23 protein-coding genes and 1 tRNA gene are annotated in these 26475 nt (G+C 72.3%); 11 read left to right on the top strand and 13 right to left on the bottom strand.

The features are described from left to right. Positions 1-16 precede the first annotated feature (16 nt). Positions 17-544 carry a gluconokinase gene (locus ACVV2G_RS26195; protein ID WP_453845222.1) on the bottom strand — a complete coding sequence of 176 codons (528 nt, stop codon included), beginning with the start codon at positions 542-544 and terminating at the stop codon, positions 17-19. A gap of 137 nt (positions 545-681) precedes the next feature. On the opposite strand from ACVV2G_RS26195, the gene ACVV2G_RS26190 reads away from it, so the two are divergent. After that, on the top strand, positions 682-1383 hold the full coding sequence (locus tag ACVV2G_RS26190; RefSeq protein ID WP_453845221.1) for a FadR/GntR family transcriptional regulator: 702 nt from the start codon (positions 682-684) through the stop codon (positions 1381-1383). 28 nt (positions 1384-1411) lie between these two features. Here ACVV2G_RS26190 and ACVV2G_RS26185 read toward each other — a convergent pair whose 3' ends face one another. After that, positions 1412-1795, bottom strand: a complete 384-nt coding sequence (locus tag ACVV2G_RS26185) for a YchJ family protein (protein WP_453845220.1) — start codon at positions 1793-1795, stop codon at positions 1412-1414. Positions 1796-1878: 83 nt separating this feature from the next. After that, positions 1879-1966, bottom strand: a tRNA-Leu gene (locus ACVV2G_RS26180). A 173-nt stretch (positions 1967-2139) separates the two neighbouring features. Here ACVV2G_RS26180 and ACVV2G_RS26175 point away from each other — a divergent pair. The 3 genes from ACVV2G_RS26175 to ACVV2G_RS26165 all read left to right on the top strand — a co-directional run bounded on the left by ACVV2G_RS26175 (position 2140) and on the right by ACVV2G_RS26165 (position 4819). Continuing rightward, on the top strand, positions 2140-3465 hold the full coding sequence (locus ACVV2G_RS26175; protein ID WP_453845314.1) for a M20/M25/M40 family metallo-hydrolase: 1326 nt from the start codon (positions 2140-2142) through the stop codon (positions 3463-3465). Between the two features lie 166 nt (positions 3466-3631). Next, positions 3632-3865, top strand: a complete 234-nt coding sequence (gene chpH / locus ACVV2G_RS26170; RefSeq protein WP_453845219.1) for a chaplin ChpH — start codon at positions 3632-3634, stop codon at positions 3863-3865. A 183-nt stretch (positions 3866-4048) separates the two neighbouring features. Then, positions 4049-4819 carry a chaplin gene (locus ACVV2G_RS26165; RefSeq protein WP_453845218.1) on the top strand — a complete coding sequence of 257 codons (771 nt, stop codon included), beginning with the start codon at positions 4049-4051 and terminating at the stop codon, positions 4817-4819. Between the two features lie 109 nt (positions 4820-4928). Here the strand turns inward: ACVV2G_RS26165 and ACVV2G_RS26160 are convergent, their stop codons facing one another. Continuing rightward, complete coding sequence (locus tag ACVV2G_RS26160; protein WP_027758838.1) at positions 4929-5117, bottom strand: DUF5703 family protein; 189 nt, start codon at positions 5115-5117, stop codon at positions 4929-4931. Between the two features lie 47 nt (positions 5118-5164). Here ACVV2G_RS26160 and ACVV2G_RS26155 point away from each other — a divergent pair, with 47 nt between their 5' ends. Continuing rightward, positions 5165-5992, top strand: coding sequence for a hypothetical protein (locus tag ACVV2G_RS26155; RefSeq protein WP_453845217.1), 828 nt, complete (start codon positions 5165-5167; stop codon positions 5990-5992). Positions 5993-6159: 167 nt separating this feature from the next. Here ACVV2G_RS26155 and ACVV2G_RS26150 read toward each other — a convergent pair whose 3' ends face one another. Beyond that, on the bottom strand, positions 6160-8589 hold the full coding sequence (locus ACVV2G_RS26150; protein WP_453845216.1) for a helix-hairpin-helix domain-containing protein: 2430 nt from the start codon (positions 8587-8589) through the stop codon (positions 6160-6162). Continuing rightward, a complete protein-coding gene (locus ACVV2G_RS26145) occupies positions 8586-9572 on the bottom strand; it encodes an aldo/keto reductase (protein WP_453845215.1) in 987 nt (328 codons plus the stop codon). Before ACVV2G_RS26145 ends, ACVV2G_RS26150 begins: the two co-directional genes overlap by 4 nt. A 111-nt stretch (positions 9573-9683) precedes the next feature. Between ACVV2G_RS26145 and ACVV2G_RS26140 the strand changes: the two genes are divergently transcribed. Then, positions 9684-10739, top strand: a complete 1056-nt coding sequence (locus ACVV2G_RS26140; RefSeq protein ID WP_453845214.1) for an LLM class F420-dependent oxidoreductase — start codon at positions 9684-9686, stop codon at positions 10737-10739. Between the two features lie 291 nt (positions 10740-11030). Here the strand turns inward: ACVV2G_RS26140 and corA are convergent, their stop codons facing one another. Further along, complete coding sequence (corA, locus tag ACVV2G_RS26135) at positions 11031-12026, bottom strand: magnesium/cobalt transporter CorA (RefSeq protein ID WP_453845213.1); 996 nt, start codon at positions 12024-12026, stop codon at positions 11031-11033. Positions 12027-12087: 61 nt separating this feature from the next. Here corA and ACVV2G_RS26130 point away from each other — a divergent pair, with 61 nt between their 5' ends. The 4 genes from ACVV2G_RS26130 (at position 12088) to mshC (ending at position 15581) form a co-directional block, all read left to right on the top strand. Then, positions 12088-12774, top strand: coding sequence for a histidine phosphatase family protein (locus ACVV2G_RS26130; RefSeq protein WP_453845212.1), 687 nt, complete (start codon positions 12088-12090; stop codon positions 12772-12774). A gap of 84 nt (positions 12775-12858) precedes the next feature. After that, positions 12859-13449: a DUF3090 domain-containing protein gene (locus tag ACVV2G_RS26125; RefSeq protein ID WP_053128347.1), complete on the top strand. Its 591-nt coding sequence runs from the start codon at positions 12859-12861 to the stop codon at positions 13447-13449. Then, the gene (locus ACVV2G_RS26120; RefSeq protein WP_453845211.1) at positions 13413-14243 is read left to right on the top strand and encodes an SCO1664 family protein; all 831 of its coding nucleotides are present in this window, start codon (positions 13413-13415) and stop codon (positions 14241-14243) included. The genes ACVV2G_RS26125 and ACVV2G_RS26120 overlap by 37 nt, the downstream gene beginning before the upstream one ends. 108 nt (positions 14244-14351) lie before the next feature. After that, entirely contained in the window at positions 14352-15581 is a 1230-nt protein-coding gene (gene mshC, locus ACVV2G_RS26115) for a cysteine--1-D-myo-inosityl 2-amino-2-deoxy-alpha-D-glucopyranoside ligase (RefSeq protein WP_453845210.1), read from the top strand. Between the two features lie 70 nt (positions 15582-15651). Here mshC and ACVV2G_RS26110 read toward each other — a convergent pair whose 3' ends face one another. From ACVV2G_RS26110 to ACVV2G_RS26085, 6 genes are all read right to left on the bottom strand, one after another. Next, positions 15652-16635: a PAC2 family protein gene (locus tag ACVV2G_RS26110; RefSeq protein ID WP_453845209.1), complete on the bottom strand. Its 984-nt coding sequence runs from the start codon at positions 16633-16635 to the stop codon at positions 15652-15654. Positions 16636-16785: 150 nt separating this feature from the next. Beyond that, positions 16786-17457 carry a FadR/GntR family transcriptional regulator gene (locus ACVV2G_RS26105; RefSeq protein WP_453845313.1) on the bottom strand — a complete coding sequence of 224 codons (672 nt, stop codon included), beginning with the start codon at positions 17455-17457 and terminating at the stop codon, positions 16786-16788. Between the two features lie 138 nt (positions 17458-17595). Further along, positions 17596-19212, bottom strand: a complete 1617-nt coding sequence (locus tag ACVV2G_RS26100; protein WP_453845208.1) for a glycerol-3-phosphate dehydrogenase/oxidase — start codon at positions 19210-19212, stop codon at positions 17596-17598. A gap of 8 nt (positions 19213-19220) precedes the next feature. Continuing rightward, positions 19221-20759 (bottom strand): glycerol kinase GlpK, encoded by a 1539-nt coding sequence (glpK, locus tag ACVV2G_RS26095; protein WP_453845207.1) that lies wholly within the window; start codon positions 20757-20759, stop codon positions 19221-19223. An 85-nt stretch (positions 20760-20844) separates the two neighbouring features. Continuing rightward, the gene (locus ACVV2G_RS26090) at positions 20845-21639 is read right to left on the bottom strand and encodes an MIP/aquaporin family protein (RefSeq protein WP_453845206.1); all 795 of its coding nucleotides are present in this window, start codon (positions 21637-21639) and stop codon (positions 20845-20847) included. A gap of 398 nt (positions 21640-22037) precedes the next feature. Next, on the bottom strand, positions 22038-22802 hold the full coding sequence (locus ACVV2G_RS26085; protein ID WP_453845205.1) for an IclR family transcriptional regulator: 765 nt from the start codon (positions 22800-22802) through the stop codon (positions 22038-22040). Between the two features lie 396 nt (positions 22803-23198). Here ACVV2G_RS26085 and metH point away from each other — a divergent pair. After that, on the top strand, positions 23199-26475 hold a 3277-nt coding region (metH, locus tag ACVV2G_RS26080), incomplete at its 3' end, for a methionine synthase (protein WP_453845204.1).

The following is a 26475-nucleotide window of genomic DNA, read 5'->3' as shown; positions in this document are numbered from 1 at the left end:
AAGGCGGGAGCGGGGGTTACCGGAGCGGCTCGGGAAGGCCCGTCAGGGCGTTCGTCGCCCGTTCGGCGATCTCCTCGGGGGCGCCGGTGACGTCCACCGCGACGCCCGCCTCGTCCGGCTCCAGCGGCTGGAGCGTGGCGAACTGGGAGTCGAGCAGGGCCGTCGGCATGAAGTGCCCCTGCCGGTGCGACATCCGGTCCTCGATCAGCTCGCGGCTGCCCGTGAGATGCACGAAGACGACACCGGGAGCGGCGGCCCGCAGCCGGTCGCGGTACGACCGCTTCAGTGCCGAGCTGCTCACCACCCCGCCGAGTCCCGCCCGCTCGTGGGCCCAGCCGCCGATGGCGTCCAGCCAGGGCAGGCGGTCCTCGTCGGTGAGCGGGGTGCCGGCCGTCATCTTGGCGATGTTGGCCGGCGGATGGAAGTCGTCGCCCTCGGCGTAGGGAACGCCGAGCCGGGCCGCGAGCAGGGGACCGATGGTGGTCTTCCCGGTGCCCGCCACGCCCATGACCACGACGACGTGGGGGGTGTGCAGTCGCTGCATCGCACTCTCGCTGTCTGCTGTCTTCGTCGACACGTGATGTCGACGCAACTGAAACTCATTAGGTACGACGAATTCAAGAGCCTGTGACATATAAGTCTGACTTTTTGTTCGCGTGACATGGCCCGTACGCTGAGTGCATGAGCACACCTGGCCGGGGGCTGCACGGCCGCGTACTGGACACCCTCGGTCCCGCCATCACAGCGGGCGAATACCCCGTGGGCAGCGTTTTGCGCACGGACGAACTGGCCCAGCGTTTCGAGGTGTCGCGTTCCGTGATGCGGGAGGCCGTGCGGGTGCTGGAGTCCATGCACCTGGTCGAGTCGCGCCGCCGGGTGGGCGTGACCGTCCTCCCCGAGTGCGAGTGGAACGTCTACGACCCCCAGGTCATCCGCTGGCGCCTGGCCGGTTCCGGCCGCCCGCGGCAGCTGCGCTCCCTGACCGTGCTGCGGTCGGCGGTCGAGCCGGTGGCGGCGGGCCTGGCGGCGCGCCACGCCACGCCGGAGCAGTGCGCCGAGCTGACCGAGTGCGCGCTCGGCATGGTCGCCCACTCGCGCGGCCACCGGCTGGAGGGCTACCTCTTCCACGACGTGGCCTTCCACCGCGTCATCCTGACCGCCTCGGGCAACGAGATGTTCGCCCGTCTCGGCGGTGTCGTCGCCGAGGTCCTGGCGGGCCGCACGCACCACGACGTGATGTTCGAGGACCCCGACCCGGCCGCGGTCACCCTGCACGTCCAGGTCGCCGAGGCGGTCCGCGCCCGTGACGCCGAACGCGCGGAGCGGCTGACCCGGGAGATCACGGTGGGGGCGCTGCAGGAACTGGACATCCTGGCGCCCTGAAGCCCGCCGGGCGGATCCACGCGCGGATCTACGCGAGGAACTCCCCGTCGAGGTACGCCCACGCTCCGTCGACCCGCTCGAAGCGGCTCCGCTCGTGCAGCGAGCCCCCGCGGTAGGACGCCCGGAACGTCACGGTGCCGGCGGAGTGGAAGGCGGACCCGCCGGTCGTGTCCAGGATCTCCAGCCCGGTCCACCGCGTGCCCGGATCGAGGTCGAGCCGCTCGGGTCGCGTCCGCGGGTGCCAGGTGCGCAGCAGGTGGCCCGCGTCGAGACGGACGAAGGCGCTGTAGCGCGAGCGCATCAGGGCCTCGGCGGTCGGTGCGGAGGCGGCCCCCGTGTGGAAGCGGCCGCAGCACCTCTCGTACGGCCCGGGCAGCCCGCAGGGGCAGGAAGGCGTGGTCATGTCGGCCATTGTGCCCGCACCGGGCCCCGTCGGTCCGGCCTCGCGGAGCAGTCCTGAAAAGCAGAAGACCCCTGCTCGGCAGGGGCCTTCACTGGTGTCCGAGGGGGGACTTGAACCCCCACGCCCGATAAAGGGCACTAGCACCTCAAGCTAGCGCGTCTGCCATTCCGCCACCCGGACAAGGTGTCTGTCGTGCGGGGCGTTGCCCGCGGCGACGACGTAAACATTACCAGGCTTTCCGGGGTGGCCGATCACCCCCTCCTTGGGCGCGGACGGTCCGGGGAGGAGGATGAGGGGGACCCACCGGCACGACCGTCGGCAGTGACATGAGCAGTGACAGCGGGAGGAAGCACGTGAGCGACTCGGGTACGGCCAGGAGCGTCACCGGCGAGGACGAGGTCGTCGACCTCTGCCGCGAACTGATCCGGATCGACACCAGCAACTACGGCGACCACTCGGGTCCGGGTGAGCGCGAGGCGGCGGAGTACGTCGCCGAGAAGCTCGCCGAGGTGGGACTCGAACCGCGGATCTTCGAGTCCCACCCCGGACGCGCCTCCACGGTGGCCCGGATCGAGGGCGAGGACCCGTCCCGGCCCGCGCTGCTCATCCACGGCCACACCGACGTGGTTCCGGCCAACGCGGACGACTGGACCCACCACCCCTTCTCCGGCGAGATCGCGGACGGGTGCGTCTGGGGGCGCGGCGCGGTCGACATGAAGGACATGGACGCGATGACCCTCGCGGTCGTCCGCGACCGGCTGCGCAGCGGGCGCAAGCCCCCGCGCGACATCGTGCTGGCGTTCCTCGCGGACGAGGAGGCCGGCGGGACGTACGGCGCCCGCCATCTCGTCGACCGCCACCCCGGCCTCTTCGAGGGCGTCACGGAGGCCATCAGCGAGGTGGGCGGTTTCTCCTTCACCGTGAGCGAGCAGCGCCGCCTGTACCTGATCCAGACGGCCGAGAAGGGCATGCACTGGATGAAGCTGACCGTGGCCGGCACCGCCGGGCACGGGTCGATGATCCACCGTGACAACGCCATCACGGAGCTGTCGGAGGCGGTCGCCCGCCTCGGCCGTCACACGTTCCCCGTCCGCGTCACCAAGACCACCCGGGCCTTCCTCGACGAACTGGGCGACGCGCTCGGCACCGAACTCGACCCGGAGGACATGGAGGGGACCCTCGCCAGGCTCGGCGGCATCGCCAAGCTCATCGGCGCGACCCTGAGCAACACCGCCAACCCGACCCAGCTGGGCGCGGGTTACAAGGTCAACGTCATCCCCGGCGAAGCCACCGCGCACGTCGACGGCCGGTTCCTGCCCGGACACGAGGAGGAGTTCCTCGCCGACCTCGACCGGATCCTCGGGCCGAAGGTGCGGCGCGAGGACGTGCACGCCGACAAGGCCGTCGAGACCACCTTCGACGGAGCGCTCGTCGACGCGATGCAGTCCGCGCTGGTGGCCGAGGACCCGGCCGCGAAGGCGATCCCCTACATGCTCTCCGGCGGTACGGACGCGAAGTCCTTCGACGACCTCGGCATCCGGGGCTTCGGCTTCGCGCCGCTCAAGCTGCCGCCGGAGCTGGACTTCGCGGGCATGTTCCACGGGGTCGACGAGCGGGTGCCGGTGGAGGGACTGCGGTTCGGCGTGCGGGTGCTCGACCGCTTCATCGACGCGTCCTGAACCGCCCGGAGGAACGCGTCTTCCGCACACGGAGCTATTCGGCCGCGCGTGCGGGAGGCGCCCGGGGCGAGTGAATGCGCTCATAAGCTCGTATCCTCATTACTCCCTCCTCGTTACAAGTGATGCGATCAGCAACCTGGATCGCTTTTGCCAACTAGGAGGAACAATGCTCAAGAAGGTCGTCGCCGCCGCTGCCGCCACCGGTGGTCTGGTTCTCGCGAGCGCAGGCATGGCCGTCGCCGATTCCGGTGCCCAGGGTGCCGCTGTGCACTCGCCCGGTGTCCTCTCCGGCAACGTCGTTCAGGTGCCCGTTCACGTGCCGGTGAACATCTGCGGCAACACGGTCTCCGTGATCGGCCTGCTGAACCCCGCCTTCGGCAACGTCTGCATCAACAAGTGACGTCGTGCCTCACCCCTTGAGGCTCTGAGTCCGCCGGCCCCGTAGCGTGTCCCGCGCTCCGGGGTCGACGGCCTTTGACGTCTTCGAGGGCGTGGGAACGACGACAACGTCGGAATTCTCGGCATTCTCAGTGCTACGGGACATCTCGTACCACGGGACTAGGGCAAGGCAGGGATTCAGGAAATGCGACAGGTCACCCGCAAGGGCCTGATGACGATGGCGGCGGCCACCGGCGTGATCGCCGCCGCGGGCGCCGCCCACGCGGACTCGGGCGCGCACGGTTCGGCTTCCGGCTCGCCCGGCGTACTGTCCGGCAACACGGTGCAGGCACCGGTGCACGTGCCGGTGAACGTCTGCGGCAACACGGTCGACGCCGTCGGCGTCCTCAACCCGGCGATGGGCAACTCGTGCGCCAACCGGGGCGGCGACGCGTCCGACGGGTACGGCGACCCCGGAGGCCGGGGCGGCTCGCACGAAGGCGCGCACGCGGGCGGGCACGCCACCGGCTCGCCCGGCGTCGGCTCCGGCAACCACGTCGAGGCGCCGGTCCATGTGCCGGTGAACGTGTGCGGCAACAGCGTCGACGTCGTCGGCGTCCTCAACCCGACCACCGGCAACGACTGCGGCAACGGGGGTGGCGGGGACCACTCCACGCCGCCCGGTGGCGGCCAGGAGACGCCTCCCGGGAACCCGGGCGACCCGGGTGACCCGGGTGACCCCGGTAATCCGGGCGACCCCGGTACTCCGGGAACCCCGCCCGGGTCGGACGGTGAGACGCCGGGCGGTTCCTCGCGGGGCAACGAGCCGGGCGCCCAGTCCGTCGCCCACCCCCGGGGCGACGCGCAGCTCGCCGAGACCGGCAGTGACCTGCCCCTCGGTCTCGCTCTCCCGATGGGTGCGGGCGTGCTGCTCGCGGGCACGGTGCTCTACCGCAAGGCACGCGCTTCGGCCTGACGCGAGCCGGTTCCGCGGCACGCACGGCGGGCCCCGCACCTGCGGGGCCCGCTCCGTCTCCGTCTCTCTCCACGACCGCGACCGTGCGCGGTCCGGCCGGTCGCCCGGCTCACCAGGTGGCGCGCACCTGGCGGATGATCCGCCTGCGCAACCGCACCCTGCGGCTGCCGTCGCGCAGCAGGCTCAGGCGGTACAACTCCCAGTGTCCGTACTCGGCGTGGTCCGTCAGCAGACGTGTCGTCTCCTTGCGGGAGACCCCGCGTGGCACGTACACGTCGACAAATTCGTATTCCGGCATCGCATCTATTGTGCGGGCTGGGGCCCGGTACGGATAGCGTCTGCACTATGTCTGATGCTGCGCAGCCCACCGCTGCCGAGGTACGCGCCGCCGCCGAGGCGGTCAAGACCGCGCTCGACCGCCACCTGGCCGCGGTCGAACGCCGGTCGGGGGAGGACGACCCGGCCGTCTACGACGCGTTCAACCAGCTGGCCGCGGCCGCGGAGGCGTACGACGAACTGCTCTACGACCGTTACGACGAGGTCACTCCCTTCGAGATCCCCGGTGCGGACGACTCGCTGCCGCCGTACGCCGGTCCCGAGGAGCCGAACGCCCTGAGCGTCCTGATCCGCCGCGACTACGCCGTGGCCGAGCCGCAACGGCTGATGGCCCAGGCCCGCCGGGTCGAGGCGGCGGACGACGAGGATGCGGGGGCGGCGTCCTCCAGCACGGTGCACGGGGCGCTCGGTCTCCTGTTCGGCGAGTTCGAGCCGGACGAGATCGCGTCCCGGCACAAGGAGTTCGGCCTGGAGGAGGGCGACTCCACGCTCTGGGTGACGGCCGCCGAGGAGGCCGCCGATCCCGGCGAGTGGCTGGAGGCCCCGTTCGAGCAGGCCGACGCGCAACTGGTGATCTGCCGCTTCGACGTCAGCGCGGTGTTCGACGACGAATTCGACGACGACATGGCCGACGACCTCGACGACCTCGACGAGGTTGCCGTGGGCGTCGCGCGCGCCGGCGCCGACTTGGACGATCCGGACGAGGACCTGGACACGGATCTGGACGAGGACGAGGACCTCGGCACGGACCAGGATCCGGAGGCGGTCGACAACCTCGACCCGCGCTCGGGCCCGGGCCGGGGCGGTGCGGCGGCGCGTACCGAGTCGGAGCGCTGAGCGGCGGGAGCCGCTGCGGTCCGGGCGGGACGACGTGACGGCGGCGGCCGCGGGGGAGTCCCGTGGCCGCCGCCGTCGGCGTGTTCGGCCGGCCGGGCGGAGCGAGGGCGTGGGCCGACGGGGCGTGGCGCCGGGGACGGCCGGGGGAGCGGCCGGCGCCCCGAGGCTCAGCCGGACACCGGGACCTGCGGCGCGAGCAGCACCGGCAGCCGGGTGGTGCGCTGCTTCGCGGGAACCTCCGAGACGGCACGCGGCAGCGCCTGCTCCACACCGTGCACCACGGACAGATGACGGACGGCCCGGCCGAACGCCGTGTAGACCCAGGGGCGGCTGAGGGCCTGCGCGGCGTCGCCGGGCAGGACCACGACCACCGCCGGCCACCGGCCGCCCACCGCCTGGTGAGCGGTCAGGGCCCAGCCGTGCCGTACGGACTGCTCCACCCGCTCCTTCGGCACGACGACGGCCTCGCCGGCGCACGACAGGTGCAGCCCGTCGGCGTCGGCCCGCACCACCCGGCCCGGGAGCGTGCGGCCGGGTACGGGTGAGTAGGCGACGCGGTCGCCGGGGTCGAAGCCGCCGAAGCGGCCGGGGCCCGGATTCAGCCGTTGCTTCAACGCCGCGTTGAGGACTCGCGTGCCCGCCGCGCCGCCGTGGCCCGGCGTGATCACCTGGGTCTCCTCGGGGGGGACGCCGATCGCGCGCGGCACCGAGTCGGCGACGAGCTGGACGGTGCGGTGCACGGCCTCGCCCGCGTCGCGCACCGGCACGATCACGACCTCCTTGCCGGGCGCCTCCACCTGGCCCAGCTCTCCGGCGCCGATGCCGGAGACCAGCTCACCGAGCGGCCCGGGGTCCGGGCGCCGCGAGGCGATCCGGGGGCAGACCTGTGCCGCCAGCAGATCCGCGAAGACCCGCCCGGGCCCCGCCGACCACAGCACCGCCGGGTCGCCGGCCAGCACCAGCCGGGCCCCGTCCGGCAGCGACTCCGCCAGCAGGGCCCCCGCCTCGACGTCGAGCTGCGGCGCGTCGAGCACGACGAGCAGATCGAGGTCCAGGGCGCCGTCCGCGTCCCGCCCCGGCCCCTCGGCTCCGGCCAGCAGCCCGCCCACGGTGACGACGGCCCGGTCATCCGGGCCGGGGCCGTCCGGGCCGGTGGGCTCCGGGGCGTGCGGCTCGGAGACCCGGCCGGCCAGCAGCGCGGCGAAGCGGTCGCGTCCGAGCGGCCCGTGCGCGGCGGCCCAGGCGCGCAGACCCAGGGCCCGCGCCGCGTGCAGCAGAGCGGCCGGTTCGGCGAGGGACGCCTCCCCGCCGGTGTGCAGGACCAGGCCATGGCTCGCGACGGCACGGATCAGGTCGGCGGCGGAACCCGGCGCTCCGGCGGCGGCCCGCTCCCAGTCCGCCGCCGAACCGTCCTGCTCGGGCGCGGAGTTGACGAGGCGGGCCAGACCGTCGGCGAGACTCTCCTCGGCGAGCGCGTAGCGCTCCAGACCGACCAGGACCCGTACCGGGCGGTCCTCGTCCCCGTCCGCCGCCGTCTCCGCCGTCTCCTCCGTGCCGCCCGGCGCGGGCTCCGGGTGGGTGCCGGTCTGCTCCAGCGCGTCCTGGAAGGCGAGCGCCTCCCCCTCGGCGAGTGTGCTCTGTACGGCGGCGTCGGGGTCCGGTACGCCCCGCTGGGCCAGGGTGGCCGTGAGCCGCGGCAGCTCCAGGGCCGTGTGCCCGGCCAGCGCCGCCTGCTCCAGCAGCCACACGGTGATCGCACGGCCACGCCGCTCGTCCTCCGGGCCGCACGCCGCGCCGAGCAGCGCCCGGGCGAACCCGTCGGCCTGCTCCGGCCGGACTCCGCCGACCCCGAGCAACCGCCAGGGGTCCGCGCGCAGCGCCTCCTCCGCCGCCTCGCCGAGGAGCGCGGCCGTCTGCGGGGCGAGCGCCTCGGGCGCGCCGCCCTCGGCCAGTACCCGCCGCACGGCCTCCACGGTCTCCGGCGCGGGTCCCACGGGCCCGGCGGCGGGCCCGGCCGGCACCGGCCGCGGCCGGCGCACCGGCTCCCCGGCGGGGCGGCGCGGCGCGGGGGAGGGGTCGCCGAAGACCGTGGCCGCCGGCTTCTCGCCGCTCTCCACGGCGCGCACGGCGGCCAGCAGATCCGCCGCCGTGCCGCTGAGCTTGGCGCCGGCGGCGATCGCCTCCTGCCGCTCGGCCCTGCGCCGCTCGATCCGCTCCCGCTCGACCCGCTGAGCGGCCAGCTCGGCCTCGGCCTCGGAGAGCCGAGCCGCCCCACCGTCACCGTCGGAGCGCGCGCCGTCCGGGTCGACGGCGGCCCTCCCGGTCCCGTCGGCTTCCCGGTCGAGCGGCCCCGCGGCCGCCCCGGCGGCCGGGTCGTCAGCGCCCGCCCCGTCATCCGCCGCCGGCGGCCCGGCGCCGTCCGTGCCGTCGCCTCCCGGTCGCCCGTCGGCCTCCTCGGTCCCGGTGGCCCGGCCGTCGGCCGGTGCCTCGCCCGCTGCGGAGCCCGGCTCGGCCCCGGCCGTGGTGCCCGGGGCCCCCGGCCCGGCGTCCACGGCTTCTGCGACGTCCTCGGAGGCGGACTCGGGCTCCGTGCTCACAGCGTGCTCCAGTCGTGATCGGGATAGCGGTGCACGGGCGCCGACACGTCGTCGAGCGCCCGGCAGATCTCGTCGGGAAGACTAAGGGTCTCCACTGACAACGCCGCCGTGAGCTGTTGCGCGGTGCGCGCGCCGAGGATCGGGGCGACCACGCCGGGCCGGTCGCGGACCCAGGCCAGCGCCACCTGGAGCGGTGTCACCGCGAGCCCGTCCGCCGCCGTCGCCACCGCGTCCACGATGTGGCCGGCCGTGTCGTCCAGGTAGGGCGCGACGAACGGCGCCAGGTGCCCCGAGGCGCCCCGCGAGTCCGGCGGCGTCTCGTCCCTGCGGTACTTGCCGGTGAGCACCCCGCGGCCCAGCGGCGAGGAGGGCAGCAGGCCGATGCCCAGGTCCAGGGCGGCCGGCAGCACCTCGCGCTCGACGCCCCGCTGGAGCAGCGAGTACTCCATCTGCGTGCTCGCCAGCCGGTTCCGCACGCCCGGCGCCGACAGCTGCCAGGTCGCCGCCTTGGCCAGCTGCCAGCCGCAGAAGTTGGAGACCCCCGCGTAGCGGGCCCGGCCGCTGCTCACCGCCACGTCGAGGGCGTGCAGCGTCTCCTCCAGCGGGGTGTGCGGATCGAAGGCGTGCAGATGCCACACGTCCACGTGGTCGGTGCCGAGACGGGCCAGCGAGGCGTCCAGCGCGGAGAGCAGATGGGCGCGCGAACCGTCGAAACGGCGGTCGGGATCCGGCACGCTGCCCGCCTTGGTCGAGATCACCAGGTCCCGGCGCGGCACAAGGCCCTCCATCAGCCGCCCGAGCAGGTACTCGGCCTCCCCGTCCCCGTAGACGTCCGCGGTGTCGACGAGACTCCCGCCCGCTTCCCAGAAGGTCTTCAGGAGGTCCGCGGCGTCGTGCTCGTCGGTGCCCCGGCCCCAGGTCAGGGTGCCGAGACCGATGCGTGACACGCGCAGGCCGGTGCGGCCGAGATGCCTCTGCTCCATGAACGCCGACATTACTGGCCACGGCTTGCGCCGTGGGGGCCTGTGGACAACCGAATTCCCGCGCTAAGGTCGGGCGCACACAACGTTACTGATCGGTAAGGGGAATCGGCCATGCAGCTCGGGATCAACCTCGGTTACTGGGGTGCCGGAATGGACGCGGACAACCTGGCCGTCGCCCAGGAGGCCGACCGGCTCGGCTACGCCGTCTGCTGGGCGGCCGAGGCCTACGGCTCCGACGCGGCCACCGTGCTGACCTGGGTCGCCGCCCAGACCGAGCGCATCGACGTCGGCTCGGCCATCTTCCAGATCCCGGCCCGCCAGCCCGCGATGACCGCGATGACGGCCGCCACCCTGGACTCCCTCTCCCAGGGGCGCTTCCGGCTCGGCCTCGGCGTCTCCGGCCCCCAGGTCTCCGAGGGCTGGTACGGCGTCACGTTCGACAAGCCGCTCGCCCGCACCCGCGAGTACGTCGAGATCGTGCGCAAGGCGATGACGCGGGAGCGGCTGTCGTACGAGGGACAGCACTGGACGCTGCCGCTGCCCGGCGGCCCCGGCAAGCCGATCAAGCTCACCGTGCACCCGCAGCGCGAGCACATCCCGCTGTACATCGCCGCGATCGGCCCGAAGAACCTGGAGCAGACCGGCGAGATCGCCGACGGCGCCCTGCTGATCTTCCCGTCCGCCGACCACCTGGAGGACACCGCGATCCGGCACCTGCGCGCCGGGCGCGAGAAGGCGGGGAAGACCCTCGACGGCTTCGACGTCTGCCCGACCCTGCCGCTCGCCCTCGGCGAGGACAAGGACGTCACCGCGCTCGCCGACACCTTCCGCCCGTACACCGCGCTCTACGTCGGCGGCATGGGCAGCCGCAAGCAGAACTTCTACAACCAGCTCGCCCAGCGCATGGGCTACGAGCGGGAGGCCGCCGAGGTCCAGGACAAGTACCTGTCCGGCGACAAGCAGGGGGCCGCCGAGGCCGTCCCGCACGACCTGATCGACCAGACGACGCTGCTCGGTTCCGTCGACCGCATCGCGGACCGGATGAAGGCCTACGCCGCCGCCGGTGTCACCACGCTGACCCTCGCCCCCGCGGGCTTCACCCTGGACGAGCGGATCGCCTCGCTCCGCGCCGGCACGGAGGCCCTGGAACGCGCCGGACTGGCCTAGCCGGGGCCTGCCGTGACGGGCCCTGGAAGGCCCGCTGTGGATGTCTGCGGCCGTGGTGGGGGCTCGGGGGTCTTCCCCGCCACGGCCGTCACGGGTAACAACGCGCCCACGCGCCTCCGGTTACGCCTCGCCCGGCTCCCGGCCGTCCCCCGGCCGGCGGACTCGTCCGCCGCACCTGTCGCCGCACCTGGCGCCGCACCCGCCGCCCGCGCTTGGCCGCGCGACGCGCTCGGCGGACCCGCGACCGCGGTCCCGGAGACCGCCTGGGGGGCCGGGCCCGTCCTTCGCCCGCTACAGCCAGCCCCGGTTCTTGAACGTCCGGTACAGCAGCACCTCCAGCACGGCCATCACCACGATCACCGCCGGGTAGCCCCACTCCCAGTGCAGCTCCGGCATGTGCTCGAAGTTCATGCCGTACACCCCCGCGACCATCGTGGGAATCGCCGCCATGGCCGCCCACGCGGAGATCTTCCGCATGTCGTCGTTCTGCCGGACGCTCGTCTGCGCCAGATGGGCCGACAGGATGTCCGAGACCAGCCGGTCCAGGCCCTCCACGGACTCGTTGACCCGTTCGAGGTGGTCGCTCACGTCCCGGAAGAAGGGCCGCGCCCTGTCGTCGACGAACGGCACCCCGCCGCCGAACACCCCCGTCCCGGCCAGCTTCTCCACGGGCGGCGCCAGCGGACCGGTCGCCCGCCGGAACTCCAGGATCTGCCGCTTGAAGGTGTAGATCCGGGACGCGGTGTGCCGCGAGCCGCCGCCGTCCGGCGAGAAGACCTCGGCCTCCAGCTCCTCCAGGTCGTTCTGCAGCTCGACCGCCACGTCCAGGTAGTGGTCGACGGCTGCGTCCGCCAGCGCGTACAGCACCGCGGTGGGGCCGTTCCCGAGCAGCTCGGGTTCCTGCTCCAGACGCTGCCGTACGGCCTTGAGCGGGGCGCCCTCGCCGTGCCGGACGACGACCACGAAGGCGTCGCCCAGGAAGATCATGAGTTCGCCGGTGGAGACGGCGTCGCTCTCCGGTTCGTAGACCACCGGCTTGAGGACGGCGAAGAGCGAGTCCTCGTACACCTCCAGCTTGGGCCGCTGGTGCGCCTTCAGGGCGTCCTCCACCGCCAGCGGATGCAGTTCGAACTCCTGCGTGACCAGGTCGAACTCCTCCTCCGTCGGCTCGTGCAGCCCGATCCAGACGAAGCCGCCCGCGGCCCGCGCCTCGCCGAGCGCGTCGGAGAAGTCCTCGGGCCCGTCCGCGCGGCGCCCCTCCCGGTAGATGGCACAGTCGACGATCACCGAACGCGTTCTCCCTCCGCCCCGGCGCCCCGGCACCGCGCCGTGCGCCTACCCTGGCCGCATGCCCACGCTGATCCTGGTTAGGCACGGACGGTCCACCGCCAACACCGAGGGGCTGCTCGCCGGCTGGACGCCCGGCGTCGCCCTCGACGAACGCGGCGCCGCACAGGCCGCCGCACTGCCCGGGCGGCTCGACGCCCTGCCGCTCACCGAGGTCGTCGCCAGCCCGCTGCAGCGGTGCCAGGAGACGATCCGGCCCCTGCTCGACGCCCGCCCCGGACTGCGCGCCCACACCGACGAACGCATCGGGGAGTGCCACTACGGCGACTGGTCCGGCCGCAAGCTCGCCGAACTCGGGGACGAGCCGCTGATGGAGGTGGTGCAGGCGCACCCCTCCGCCGCCGCGTTCCCCGGCGGCGAGTCGATGCGCGCCATGCAGACCCGCGCCGCCGAGGCGGTGCGCGAGTGGAACGCGCGCGTGGAGCGCGATCACGGTGCCGACGCCGTCTACCTCATGTGCTCCCACGGCGACATCATCAAGTCCCTCGTCGCGGAGGCGCTCGGCCTGCACCTCGACCTCTTCCAGCGCATCTCCGTCGAGCCCTGCTCCGTCACCGCGATCCGCTACACCCGCCTGCGCCCGTTCCTCGTCCGCCTGGGCGACACCGGTGACTTCGCCTCCCTGGCCCCGCGGGAGGAGCCGCCGGGCGACGAGGCCCCGGTCGGTGGTGGTGCGGGCGCACCGTGATCGTCGGCCGCAGTAGGGTGAAGCGATCGCAGCAGTGACCGACCCCGCCTTCCCGCTTCTTACGACTTCTCATGGAGACAGGACGTGTCCCGTCAGGTGTTCCTCTACGACCAACCGGAACGTTTCGTGGCCGGTACGGTCGGACTGCCCGGGCGCCGTACGTTCTTCCTCCAGGCCACCGCGGGCTCCCGGGTCACGAGCGTGGCCCTGGAGAAGACCCAGGTCGCCGCTCTCGCCGAGCGCATGGACGAGCTCCTCGACGAGGTCGTACGGCGCAGCGGGGGCAGTACCGCCGTCCCGGCCGTGGCGCCCACGGAGCCCGCCGACACCGCCCCGCTGGACACCCCCGTCGAGGAGGAGTTCAGGGTCGGCACCATGGCGCTGGCCTGGGACGGCGAGGACCAGCGCATGATCGTCGAGGCGCAGGCCCTCGTCGAGCTGGACGCCGAGTCCGAGGAGGACCTGGCGGAGGCCGAGGAGCGGCTCCTGCAGGACGAGGAGAACGGCCCCCCGATGCTCCGGGTCCGCCTCACCGGCGCGCAGGCCAGGGCCTTCGCCAAGCGCGCCCTCGACGTCGTCAACGCCGGGCGGCCGCCGTGCCCGCTGTGCAGCCTCCCGCTCGATCCGGAAGGACACGTATGTCCGCGCCAGAACGGATACCGCCGCGGAGCGTGACCGCCGACGCGGCGGACGCCGAGCTGCTCGCCCGGGGCGAGCTGGCCGTGCGCGGACGCATCCGTGACGCCTCCAACGCGGCGCTGTACTGCACCGTGGCGTACGGGGGACGGGAGGCGGCCTGCGTCTACAAGCCGGTCGCCGGCGAGCGGCCCCTGTGGGACTTCCCCGACGGCACCCTCGCCCAGCGCGAGGTCGCCGCCTACGAGGTCGCCGAAGCCACCGGCTGGGGCCTCGTGCCGCCCACCGTGCTGCGCGACGGGCCGTACGGCGAGGGCATGGTCCAGCTGTGGATCGAGGCGGAGCCGCAGACGGAACTCCTCGCCCTCGTGGACGCAGAAGAGCCCGGCCCCGGCTGGAAGGCCGTCGCCCTCGCGGAGGTGGACGAGGGCCGCACCGCGCTGCTCGTGCACGCCGACGACGAGCGGTTGCGCCGGCTCGCCGTCCTGGACGCCGTACTCAACAACGCCGACCGCAAGGGCGGCCACCTGCTGCCCGCGGCCGGCGAGCGCCTGTACGGCATCGACCACGGGGTGACCTTCCACGCCGAGAACAAGCTGCGGACCCTGCTGTGGGGCTGGGCGGGCGAGTCGCTCACCGAGGAGGCCCTGGCGGTGCTCGACGCCCTCGGCAAGGCGCTGAAGGACGGCAGCGCCCTGGCGCACCGGCTCGCCGCGCTGATCACCCCCGCCGAACTCGACGCCACGCGCGCGCGGGTCGACGCCCTGCTGGCCTCCGGGCGGCACCCCGAGCCGAGCGGGGAGTGGCCGGCCATCCCCTGGCCGCCGGTCTGACCACCCGTCGCGGCAGGCACGAGGACCGGTGTCGCGCAAGAGCGCCTCACCAGCCATCCGGACCGGTCCGGTTCGTGCACGGAACATCCGTCCGGTTAGGCTCATGACATGCATGCCTGGCCCGCTTCCGAGGTCCCCGCCCTGCCTGGTCAGGGTCGCGACCTGAGGATCCACGACACCGCGACCGGCGGCCTGGTCACCCTCGCCCCCGGTCCCGTCGCCCGCCTCTACGTCTGCGGCATCACGCCGTACGACGCCACCCACATGGGGCACGCGGCGACCTACAACGCGTTCGACCTCGTGCAGCGCGTGTGGCTCGACAACAAGCGGCAGGTTCACTACGTCCAGAACGTCACCGACGTCGACGATCCGCTGCTGGAGCGGGCCAACCGCGACGGCCTCGACTGGACCGCCCTCGCCGAGCAGGAGACCGCCCTCTTCCGCGAGGACATGACGGCGCTGCGGATGCTCCCGCCCCAGCAGTACATAGGCGCCGTCGAGGCCATACCCGGGATCGTGCCGCTCGTCGAGCGGCTGCGCGACATCGGCGCGGCCTACGAGCTGGAGGGCGACACCTACTTCTCCGTCGAGTCCGATCCGCACTTCGGCGGCGTCTCGCACCTGGACGCCGCCGCCATGCGCCTGCTCTCCGCCGAGCGGGGCGGCGACCCGGACCGGCCGGGCAAGAAGAACCCGCTCGACCCGATGCTGTGGATGGCGGCCCGCGAGGGCGAGCCCAGCTGGGACGGCGGATCGCTCGGCCGCGGACGCCCCGGCTGGCACATCGAGTGCGTGGCCATCGCCCTCGACCACCTCGGCATGGGCTTCGACGTCCAGGGCGGCGGCTCCGACCTCGTCTTCCCGCACCACGAGATGGGCGCCTCGCACGCCCAGGCGCTCACCGGCGAGTTCCCCATGGCCAAGGCCTACGTCCACGCCGGCATGGTCGGTCTCGACGGCGAGAAGATGTCGAAGTCCAAGGGCAACCTCGTCTTCGTGTCGGAGCTACGGCGCGAGGGCGTCGACCCGGCCGCCGTCCGGCTCACGCTCCTCGCCCACCACTACCGCTCCGACTGGCAGTGGACCGACCAGGTGCTGCGGGACGCCGTGGACCGGCTGGAGCGCTGGCGCGCCGCGGTCTCCCGGCCCGACGGCCCGCCCGCCGAGGCCCTCGTCGAGGAGATCCGCGCGGCGCTCGCCGACGACCTGGACTCCCCGGCCGCGCTGGACGCCGTCGACCGCTGGGCGGCGCTCCAGCAGGAGAACGGCGGCACGGACATCGGCGCCCCCGGCGTCGTCTCCCGCGCCGTCGACGCGCTGCTCGGCGTCGCCCTGTAAGGCGCGCGCGTAGGAGAACAGGGGTGCTTCCCGCGGGAAGCACCCCTGTTCCTCGTCCTTCTGCGCCTGCTCAGTCCTCCGACGACTCCTCGTCGTCACCGCTCGTCTTCGGCGGCCTCGGCGGGCGGGACCGTCCGCTCGGGCCGCCCCGCAGGTGCGGCGTCCCGGGCGTGCCGTCGCCGCCGTCCGCCGTGGCGTGTCCACCCGGTCCGGAGCCGTCCCGGCGCCGCAGGTACCGCTCGAACTCGCGGGCGATCGCCTCGCCCGACGCCTCCGGCAGCTCCGCGGTGTCCCGGGCCTCCTCCAGCGACTGGACGTACTCGGCGACCTCGCTGTCCTCGGCGGCGAGCTGGTCCACCCCGACCTGCCAGGCACGGGCGTCCTCGGGCAGCTCGCCCAGCGGGACGCGGATGCCGATCAGGTCCTCCAGCCGGTTCAGCAGGGCCAGCGTGGCCTTCGGGTTCGGCGGCTGCGACACGTAGTGCGGCACCGCGGCCCACAGCGACACGGCCGGTACGCCCGCGTGCGTGCACGCCTCCTGGAGGATGCCGACGATGCCGGTGGGCCCCTCGTACTTGGTCTCCTCCAGGTCCATGCGCCGGGCCAGGTCGGCGTCCGACGTGGTCCCGCTGATCGGGACCGGACGGGTGTGCGGGGTGTCGCCCAGCAGGGCGCCCAGGACGACCACCAGCTCGACGCCCAGCTCGTGGGCGAAGCCGAGCAGTTCGTTGCAGAACGAGCGCCAGCGCATGGACGGTTCGATGCCGCGGACCAGGACGAGGTCGCGCGGTTTGTCGCCGCCGACCCGGACCACCGACAGTCTGGTCGTCGGCCAGGTGATCCTGCGGACGCCGTCCTCGATGAACACCGTGGGCCGGTTGACCTGGAAGTCGTAGTAGTCCTCGGCGTCCAGCGCCGCGAACACCTCGCCCTTCCACTCCCTGTCGAGATGCGCGACCGCGGTGGAGGCGGCGTCGCCGGCATCGTTCCAGCCCTCGAACGCGGCCACCATGACCGGGTCGACCAGCTCGGGAACCCCCTCGAGCTCGATCACCCAGCGCCTCCTTCCGACGTGCCCTCGCGTACCCCCCAACCTTACGGCGTGCAGAGGGGCCCTCCGCAGCCCCCTTGCGCGGGGCGGTGAACGGATCACTGCCCCGTCCCCGGTGCCCGGACACCCGCCGTGCCACCGGGCCCCAGGTGATCAGAGAGTGGAGCGCAGCCACTGCTCCACGGACGCGATGTGCACCGTCGCCCACGCCCGCGCGGCCTCCGCGTCCCGGTCGCGCAGGGCGGTCAGGATCGCGCGGTGCTCGTGCAGGGTGCGGCCGACCGCGTCCTCCTGGGTGATTCCGCGCCAGACCCGGGCCCGGGTGGTGGGCCCGGACAGACCGTCGAGGAGGGAGCAGAGCACCGAGTTGCCCGACGCTCCGGCGACGGCCCGGTGGAACTCCAGGTCGCAGGCGACCAGTTCCTCCACCGACGGTTCGGTTCCGAGGGCGTCCAGCCGGGTTCCGAGGGCGTCCAGTTCCCGTTCGCCGATCCGCAGGGCCGCCATCGCGGTCGCGGCCGGCTCCAGCATGCGGCGCACGGCGAGGAACTCCAGCACCGTGTCGTCGCGGTGGAAGTCGACGACGAAGCTGAGGGCCTCCAGCAGCAGTTGCGGGTCCAGGCTGGTGACGTACGTGCCGTCGCCCTGGCGCACGTCCAGGATCCGGATCAGGGACAGCGCGCGTACGGCCTCGCGCAGGGAGTTGCGGGACAGCCCGAGGCCGGCGGCCAGCTCGCTCTCCCTGGGCAGCCGGTCGCCCGGCCGCAGGGCGCCGGAGACGATCATGTCCTTGATCTTCTCGATCGCCTCGTCGGTGACCGCCACGGCCGACCTCCCTGTGTCCGGGATGCGCTCAGACATCCGATGTCTCCAGGACATTATGGGGGTCTCCGGGCCCACCGCCCCACCGGCCGGTGCGGCGGTGGGGCGGCGGACGTGCGGTCGCGTGCGCCGGAGGCGGTCCTACTTCCGGTCGAGCAGGTCCTGGACCTTGGCGCGGACGTCGTCCGTGGCGAGGCCGCGGATCGTCAGCGTCGTGCGGCGGCGCAGCACGTCGTCCTGCGTCTCGGCCCACTCGTGGTCCCGTGCCCACACGACCTGCGCCCAGATCTCCGGGGCGTCCGGGTGAACCCGCTCTCCCAGCTCCGGGTTCTCGTTCGCGAGCCGGGCGATGTCGAAGGCCAGCGAGCCGTAGTGCGTGGCCAGGTGCCTGGCGGTGTCCGCCGCCATGCGCGGCCCGGGCGCGGGGCCGTCGACCAGCAGCCGGTGGGCGACCGCACGCGGGTTGGCGACGCCGGGCAGCGGCAGCTTCTTCGGCAGCGAGGCGATCGGCTCGAAGTCGTCGCCCAGCGGGTGGCCCGGCAGTGTCTCCAGCTGCTTCATGACGGTGCGGCCGATGTGGCGGAAGGTGGTCCACTTGCCGCCCGCGACGGACAGCATGCCGCCCCGGCCCTCGGTGACGACCGTCTCGCGCTTGGCCTTCGCCGTGTCACCGGGGCCGCCCGGCAGCACACGCAGACCCGCGAAGGAGTACGTGATCAGGTCCCGGTCGAGCTGCTGGTCGCGGATGGAGAACGCGGCCTCGTCGAGGATCTGGGTGATGTCCTTGTCGTTGACCGCGACGTCCGCCGGGTCGCCCTCGAACTCCTCGTCGGTCGTGCCGAGCAGCAGCATGTCCTCCCAGGGGAGGGCGAAGGTGATGCGGTACTTGTCGATCGGGGTGGCCAGCGCGGCCTTCCAGGGCGCGGTGCGCTTGAGGACCAGGTGCGCGCCCTTCGACAGGCGGATGGACGGGGCGGCGTCCGGGTCCTCCATCCGGCGCAGGTGGTCGACCCAGGGGCCGGTGGCGTTGAGCACCAGGCGGGCGTTCACCCCGAACTCGGCGCCGGTCAGCCGGTCCTTCAGCTCGGCGCCGGTCACCCGGCCCTTGGTGAAGCGCAGGCCGGTCACCTCGGCGTGGTTGAGGACGACCGCGCCGGACTCGGCCGCCGCGCGGACGGTCATCAGCGCCATGCGGGCGTCGTTCATCTGGTCGTCGCCGTACACGGCCACGGCCTTGAGGTTGTCGGTGCGCAGCTCCGGCACGTCCTGCGCGGCCTTGGCCGGCGAGAGCAGGTGGCCGACGCCGTCACCGAAGGCGGACAGCGCCGAGTACGCGAAGACGCCGGCGCCCAGCTTCGCCGCGCCGTGCGGCCCGCCCTTGTACACGGGGAGGTAGAAGGTGAGCGGGTTCGCCAGGTGGGGGGCCACCTGGCGGGAGACCGCACGGCGCTCGAAGTGGTTCTCCGCCACCAGCTTCACCGCGCCGGTCTGCAGGTAGCGCAGACCGCCGTGGAGCAGCTTGGAGGAGGCGGAGGAGGTGGCACCGGCGAAGTCGCCGGCGTCGACCACGGCCACCCTGAGGCCGGACTGCGCGGCGTGCCAGGCGGTGGAGATGCCGAGGATGCCGCCGCCGATCACGAGAAGGTCGTACGACGCCTTGGAGAGCTGCTCCCGGGTCTCGGCCCGGCTCGGGTTCGAGCCGGAGGCCGGGTGGGTCCCCAGGGCAGGCACGGACTGCAGGGTGGACTGAGTGGTCATGGTGGTTCTTACTCCTCGTCCTCGAGCCAGCCCATGGTCCGCTCGACGGCCTTGAGCCAGCTCTTGTACTCACGGTCGCGGATCTCCGCGTCCATGCGGGGGGTCCACTCGGCGGCCCGCCGCCAGTTGGCGCGCAGGTCGTCGGTGCTGTTCCAGAAGCCGACGGCGAGACCGGCGGCGTAGGCGGCGCCGAGGCAGGTGGTCTCGGCGACCATCGGGCGCACCACGGGGGCGTCCACGAAGTCGGCGAGGGTCTGCATCAGCAGGTTGTTGGAGGTCATGCCGCCGTCGACCTTGAGGGCGGTCAGCTCCACACCGGAGTCCTTCGTCATGGCGTCCGCGATCTCCCGCGTCTGCCAGGCGGTGGCCTCCAGGACGGCGCGCGCGAGGTGCGCCTTGGTGACGTACCGGGTCAGGCCGGCGATCACACCGCGGGCGTCGGAGCGCCAGTACGGGGCGAACAGGCCGGAGAAGGCCGGGACGAAGTAGGCGCCGCCGTTGTCCTCGACCTGCATCGCCAGCGTCTCGATCTCGGCGGCGGTGGAGATCAGGCCCATCTGGTCGCGCATCCACTGCACCAGCGAACCGGTGACGGCGATCGAGCCCTCCAGGGCGTAGACCGTGTCCTGGTCGCCGATCTTGTAGCCGACCGTGGTCAGCAGGCCCGAGTACGAGTTGATGAGCTTGTCACCGGTGTTCATCACCATGAAGGTGCCGGTGCCGTACGTCGACTTCGTCTCGCCCTCGGAGAAGCAGGTCTGGCCGAACAGGGCCGCCTGCTGGTCGCCGAGGGCGGAGGCGACCGGGATGCCGCCGAGCAGCTCGCCCAGCCTGCCGCCCTTGATCTCGCCGTAGACCTCGGCGGAGGAGCGGATCTCGGGGAGCATCTGCGTCGGCACGCCGATGGACTCGGCGATCTTCGCGTCCCACTGCATGGTGTGCAGGTTCATCAGCATGGTGCGGGAGGCGTTGGTGACGTCGGTGACGTGCCTGCCGCCGTCGGTACCGCCCGTCAGGTTCCAGATGACCCAGCTGTCCATGGTGCCGAAGAGCAGGTCGCCCGCCTCGGCGCGCTCGCGCAGGCCGTCGACGTTGTCCAGCAGCCAGCGGGCCTTGGGCCCGGCGAAATAGGAGGCCAGGGGCAGGCCGGTCTCGCGGCGGAAGCGGTCCTGGCCGACGTTGCGGCCGAGTTCCCGGCACAGGGCGTCGGTGCGGGTGTCCTGCCAGACGATGGCGTTGTGGACGGGCTCACCGGTGTTCCTGTCCCAGACCAGCGTGGTCTCGCGCTGGTTGGTGATGCCGATGGCCTTGATGTCGTCGCGGGTGATGCCGGCCTTCTCGACGGCCCCGGCGACGACCTCCTGGACGTTGGTCCAGATCTCGGTGGCGTCGTGCTCGACCCAGCCCGGCTTGGGGAAGATCTGCTCGTGCTCCTTCTGGTCGACGGAGACGATGCGTCCGTCGCGGTCGAAGACGATGCAGCGGGAGGAGGTCGTGCCCTGGTCGATCGCGGCGATGAAGGGGCCTGCGGTGTGAGCGTCGGTCACTGTGTGCTCCTGGGGTTCGGTGGTGTGGCGGTCGGTGTGTACGGCGCGAGTACTGCGGCTCGATGATGGCCGAGCGGAGGCCCGCTCAGGCGAACGCGACGTTGTAGACACCTCCGGCGATCGCACCGCCGATCAGCGGACCGGCGACCGGTATCCAGGCGTAGGCCCAGTCGGAGCCGCCCTTGTTGGGCAGGGGCAGCAGGGCGTGCACGATGCGCGGGCCGAGGTCGCGCACCGGGTTGATCGCGTAGCCCGTCGGGCCGCCGAGGGACAGACCGATCGAGACCACGACGAACGCGGTGATCAAAACGCCCAGGACGCCGAGGCCGTTGCCCGCGTCGTTCAGGCCCTGGGTCAGGATGGCGAGCAGCAGGACGAAGGTGCCGATGATCTCGGTGGCGAGGTTCTGGACCGTGTGCCGGATCTCCGGGCCGGTGGAGAAGACGCCCAGGACGGGTCCGGCGGCCTTCTCCTGGGCCTCGACGGACTTGGCGGCCGTGTCCCGCGTGCCCGGGTCGCCGACGATCTCCCGGTCGGTGAGGTGGGCCTGGAACTGGCCGTAGTAGGCGATCCAGACCAGGACCGCGCCGATCATGGCGCCGAGGAGCTGGCCCGCGAAGTACGCCGGGGTGTTGCTCCAGTCACCGTCCTTGATCGCGATGCCGACCGTGACGGCGGGGTTGAGGTGGGCTCCGGAGAGCGGGCTCGCGATGTACGCCGCCGTCATGACGGCGAAGCCCCACCCGAAGGTGATGGCGACCCAGCCGGCGTTGCGCGCCTTGGAGGCCTTGAGCGTCACGGCGGCGCAGACGCCGCCGCCGAGCAGGATGAGTATGGCGGTACCGATGGTCTCGCCGATGAAGATGTCGGAGCTGGACACCCGCGACTCCTTTGTCCTTCGTCCAGGGAAGCCGAACCCCCGGGTCCCTCCGGGTGTTCCGGCGCCCTCGGTGTGAGAGCGATGGCGGCCCTTGGCGTTGTCACACTCTAACGCGTATTGCCGGTAGGTGTTCGACAATGCCGACCGATGGACGCGAGTCTTGTCCGGCGGCTCAGGTGCGTCAAGAGTTCCGTAATCGAAAGTACGATCGTTATTGATCGTCATGGGTTATCGGTCCCGAGGCCGGACGCGCGGGTGTGGGAGGTGTACGTCGGCCTCGGGCCGGAGAGCGGGGCGGGCCGCGCCGGCGGCGGCGGACGCGGAGGACCGGGACGCCGCGGGGCGTCCCGGTCGCTCACTCGTGGTTCCGCGCTCCCGCGTCCGTGGCCGGGGGCGCCCTAGAAGCGCCCGGCGCCCAGGTCCCGCGACACCGCGCGGGCGCAGTCCCGCACCGCCGCGACCAGTTCGGGCCGCAGCTCGCCGTCCCGGCGCAGCCGTTCCACGGCCCCGGTGATGCCGACCGCGCCGACCGGCATGCGCCTGCGGTCGTGGATGGGGGCGGCGATGGAGGCGACGCCCTCCCAGGTCTCCTCGACGTCGGCCGCGTACCCCCGCGCGCGCGTGATGTCCAGGATGCTCTCGAACCCGTCCGGTTCGCAGACGGTCCGGTCCGTGTACGCCGTGCGGTCGGCCTCCAGGGCCTCGCTGTGCGCGACCGGGTCGTACGCCGACAGCACCTTGCCCAGCGCCGTGGAGTGCAGCGGCTGCATGGCCCCGATCTCCAGGACCTGCCGGCTGTCGTCGGGCCGGAAGACGTGGTGCACGATCAGGACGCCCTGCTGGTGCAGGACGCCGAGGTGCACGCTCTCACCGCTGGAGCGCGCCAGGTCGTCCGTCCACACCAGGGCGCGCGCCCGCAGTTCGTGCACGTCGAGGTAGGTCGTGCCCAGGCGCAGCAGCTCGGCGCCGAGCTGGTAGCGCCCGGACGCGTCGTCCTGCTCCACGAAGCCCTCCTGCTGGAGGGTGCGCAGGATGCCGTGGGCGGTGCCCTTGGCCAGTCCCAGCGACGAGGCGATGTCCGACAGGCCGAGCCGCCGCTCGCCGCCCGCGAGCAGGCGCAGCATCGCGGCCGCCCGTTCGAGCGACTGGATGTTCCGTGCCATCGACGTACTGCCTCCGTCCCCTTCGACTGCCGACCTCGGCGTCGCTGACGTCGTTCGACAATGTCGAACACTACCGGTCGATGCCGATCTCCCGCCAATGGTCGGTGGGCCACTGTTGCACTTCGGCCACCTTCCGGTGGCCACTGCCTCGCCCCGCGGGCCCCTCCCGGCCCGCCGCGTGACCGTCACCGGGCGGCGGCCGGGCCGCCCCCGGCCCGAAGACCACTCCTTCGGCGGACGTCCGTCCCGCCGGTCCCCGTCCGTGTCGTGGACGCCCCCGACCGCCGGCCCCCGGTCCCGGCTACCCTGACGGCGTGCGTTCTCCCCGGGACGTTCCCTGCGGACGGCTCCGGGCAGCGCAAAGCCGACAGCCGTCGCATCCTAGGGAGCCCCTTCATGGCCTCGTCGCCGTCCACCCCGTCCGCCGACACCCGGACCCGCGTGTCCGCCCTGCGTGAGGCGCTGGCCACCCGTGTGGTGGTCGCCGATGGTGCGATGGGCACCATGCTGCAGGCGCAGAATCCCTCGTTGGAGGATTTCCAGCAGTTGGAGGGCTGCAACGAGGTTTTGAATCTGACCCGGCCCGACATCGTGCGTTCGGTGCACGAGGAGTATTTCGCGGCTGGTGTGGACTGTGTGGAGACGAACACGTTCGGCGCGAACCATTCGGCGCTGGGTGAGTACGACATTGCCGAGCGGGTGCATGAGCTGTCGGAGGCGGGTGCGCGGGTGGCGCGTGAGGTGGCCGACGCGTTCGCCGCGCGGGACGGCCGGCAGCGCTGGGTGCTGGGCTCGATGGGTCCGGGTACCAAGCTCCCCACGCTGGGCCACGCCCCCTACACCGTCCTGCGGGATGCGTATCAGCGCAATGCCGAGGGGCTGGTGGCGGGTGGTGCGGACGCGCTGCTGGTGGAGACGACGCAGGACCTGCTCCAGACCAAGGCCTGCGTCCTGGGCGCGCGGCGTGCCCTGGACGCGCTGGGTCTGGAGGTGCCGGTGATCGTGTCGGTGACGGTCGAGACGACCGGGACGATGCTGCTCGGCTCGGAGATCGGCGCCGCCCTGACCGCGCTGGAGCCGCTGGGTATCGACATGATCGGTCTGAACTGCGCGACCGGTCCGGCGGAGATGAGTGAGCATCTGCGTTACCTGGCCCGTCACTCGCGTATCCCGTTGTCCTGCATGCCCAACGCCGGTCTGCCGGTCCTGGGCAAGGACGGGGCCCACTACCCGCTGAGTGCGCCGGAGCTGGCGGATGCGCAGGAGATGTTCGTCCGTGAGTACGGCCTGTCGCTGGTGGGCGGCTGCTGCGGTACCACGCCCGAGCACCTGCGGCAGGTCGTGGAGCGGGTCCGCGGTGCCGTGCCGGCCGGACGGGACCCCCGTCCGGAGCCGGGCGCGGCCTCGTTGTACCAGTCGGTGCCGTTCCGGCAGGACACGTCGTACCTGGCGATCGGTGAGCGGACGAACGCGAACGGGTCGAGGAAGTTCCGCGAGGCGATGCTGGAGGGCCGCTGGGACGACTGTGTGGAGATGGCCCGCGACCAGATCCGCGAGGGTGCGCACATGCTGGACCTGTGCGTGGACTACGTGGGCCGTGACGGCGTGGCCGACATGGCGGAGCTGGCCGGCCGGTTCGCCACCGCCTCGACGCTGCCGGTCGTACTGGACTCCACCGAGGTCGAGGTGCTCCGCGCCGGGCTGGAGAAGCTCGGCGGCCGCGCGGTGATCAACTCGGTCAACTACGAGGACGGGGCCGGCCCCGGCTCCCGTTTCGCCAGGGTCACCCGGCTGGCGCGCGAACACGGCGCCGCGCTGATCGCGCTGACCATCGACGAGGAGGGCCAGGCCCGCACCGCCGAGAAGAAGGTGGAGATCGCCGAACGGCTGATCGAGGACCTGACCGGCAACTGGGGCATCCACGAGTCGGACATCCTCGTCGACTGCCTGACCTTCACCATCTGCACCGGCCAGGAGGAGTCCCGCGGCGACGGCATCGCCACCCTCGAAGGCATCCGCGAACTCAAACGCCGCCACCCGCAGGTGCAGACCACCCTGGGCCTGTCGAACATCTCCTTCGGCCTCAACCCGGCCGCCCGCATCCTGCTCAACTCCGTCTTCCTCGACGAGTGCGTCAAGGCCGGCCTGGACTCGGCGATCGTGCACGCCTCCAAGATCCTGCCCATCGCCCGCTTCGACGAGGAACAGGTCACCACCGCCCTGGACCTGATCCACGACCGCCGCCGCGAGGGCTACGACCCGCTGCAAAAGCTCATGCAGCTCTTCGAGGGCGCCACCGCCACATCACTGCGGGCCTCCAAGTCCCAGGAACTGGCCGCGCTCCCGCTGGAGGAACGGCTCAAGCGGCGCATCATCGACGGCGAGAAGAACGGCCTGGAACGGGACCTGGACGAAGCCCTCCGGGAACGCCCGGCCCTCGACATCGTCAACGAAACCCTGCTGGACGGCATGAAAGTCGTCGGCGAACTGTTCGGCTCCGGTCAGATGCAGCTGCCCTTCGTCCTCCAGTCCGCCGAAGTCATGAAGAGCGCGGTGGCCCACCTGGAACCGCACATGGACAAGACCGACGACGACGGCAAGGGCACCATCGTGCTGGCCACCGTCCGCGGCGACGTCCACGACATCGGCAAGAACCTCGTCGACATCATCCTGTCCAACAACGGCTACACCGTCGTCAACCTCGGCATCAAGCAACCCGTCTCCGCGATCCTGGAAGCAGCCGCAGAGCACCGGGCCGACGTGATCGGCATGTCCGGCCTCCTCGTCAAATCCACCGTGATCATGAAAGAGAACCTGGAAGAACTCAACCAGCGCCAACTGGCCGCCGACTACCCCGTCATCCTCGGCGGCGCCGCCCTCACCCGCGCCTACGTCGAACAGGACCTCCACGACATCTACGACGGCGAAGTCCGCTACGCCCGCGACGCCTTCGAGGGCCTGCGCCTGATGGACGCCCTCATCGGCGTCAAACGCGGCGTACCCGGCGCACAACTGCCCCAGCTGCGCCCGCGCCGGGTGCGGGCGGCCACGGTGACAGTCGAGGAACGACCCGGGGAAGACCACGCCCGCTCCGACGTCGCCACCGACAACCCCGTCCCCGCCCCGCCCTTCCGCGGCACCCGCGTCATCAAGGGCATCCAGCTCAAGGAATACGCCTCCTGGCTCGACGAGGGCGCCCTGTTCAAGGGCCAGTGGGGCCTGAAACAGGCCCGCACCGGCGAAGGACCCTCCTACGAGGAACTCGTCGCAACCGAGGGCCGCCCCCGGCTGCGCGGCCTCCTCGACCGCCTCCAGAGGGAGAACCTGCTGGAAGCGGCCGTCGTCTACGGCTACTTCCCCTGCGTCTCCAAGGACGACGACCTCATCGTCCTCGACGAAGCGGGCAACGAACGCACCCGCTTCACCTTCCCCCGCCAGCGCCGCGGCCGACGCCTGTGCCTCGCCGACTTCTTCCGCCCCGAGGAATCCGGCGAAACCGACATCGTCGGCTTCCAGATCGTCACCGTCGGCTCCCGCATCGGCGAGGAAACAGCCCGCATGTTCGAAGCCAACGCCTACCGCGACTACCTCGAACTCCACGGCCTGTCCGTCCAACTCGCCGAAGCCCTCGCCGAATACTGGCACGCGCGTGTGCGCTCCGAGCTGGGCATCG

The organism is Streptomyces sp. JK94, assembly GCF_053613315.1.
This window is presented reverse-complemented; position numbering and strand designations above follow the sequence as displayed.

What these genes read in the sequence shown, in the direction of transcription:
- ACVV2G_RS26195 (WP_453845222.1), bottom strand. Translation starts at nt 544, where the DNA reads ATGCAGCGACTGCACACCCCCCACGTCGTCGTGGTCATGGGCGTGGCG.
- ACVV2G_RS26190 (WP_453845221.1), top strand. Translation starts at nt 682, where the DNA reads ATGAGCACACCTGGCCGGGGGCTGCACGGCCGCGTACTGGACACCCTC.
- ACVV2G_RS26185 (WP_453845220.1), bottom strand. Translation starts at nt 1,795, where the DNA reads ATGGCCGACATGACCACGCCTTCCTGCCCCTGCGGGCTGCCCGGGCCG.
- chpH (WP_453845219.1), top strand. Translation starts at nt 3,632, where the DNA reads ATGCTCAAGAAGGTCGTCGCCGCCGCTGCCGCCACCGGTGGTCTGGTT.
- ACVV2G_RS26165 (WP_453845218.1), top strand. Translation starts at nt 4,049, where the DNA reads ATGCGACAGGTCACCCGCAAGGGCCTGATGACGATGGCGGCGGCCACC.
- ACVV2G_RS26160 (WP_027758838.1), bottom strand. Translation starts at nt 5,117, where the DNA reads ATGCCGGAATACGAATTTGTCGACGTGTACGTGCCACGCGGGGTCTCC.
- ACVV2G_RS26155 (WP_453845217.1), top strand. Translation starts at nt 5,165, where the DNA reads ATGTCTGATGCTGCGCAGCCCACCGCTGCCGAGGTACGCGCCGCCGCC.
- ACVV2G_RS26145 (WP_453845215.1), bottom strand. Translation starts at nt 9,572, where the DNA reads ATGGAGCAGAGGCATCTCGGCCGCACCGGCCTGCGCGTGTCACGCATC.
- ACVV2G_RS26140 (WP_453845214.1), top strand. Translation starts at nt 9,684, where the DNA reads ATGCAGCTCGGGATCAACCTCGGTTACTGGGGTGCCGGAATGGACGCG.
- ACVV2G_RS26130 (WP_453845212.1), top strand. Translation starts at nt 12,088, where the DNA reads ATGCCCACGCTGATCCTGGTTAGGCACGGACGGTCCACCGCCAACACC.
- ACVV2G_RS26120 (WP_453845211.1), top strand. Translation starts at nt 13,413, where the DNA reads ATGTCCGCGCCAGAACGGATACCGCCGCGGAGCGTGACCGCCGACGCG.
- mshC (WP_453845210.1), top strand. Translation starts at nt 14,352, where the DNA reads ATGCATGCCTGGCCCGCTTCCGAGGTCCCCGCCCTGCCTGGTCAGGGT.
- ACVV2G_RS26100 (WP_453845208.1), bottom strand. Translation starts at nt 19,212, where the DNA reads ATGACCACTCAGTCCACCCTGCAGTCCGTGCCTGCCCTGGGGACCCAC.
- ACVV2G_RS26085 (WP_453845205.1), bottom strand. Translation starts at nt 22,802, where the DNA reads ATGGCACGGAACATCCAGTCGCTCGAACGGGCGGCCGCGATGCTGCGC.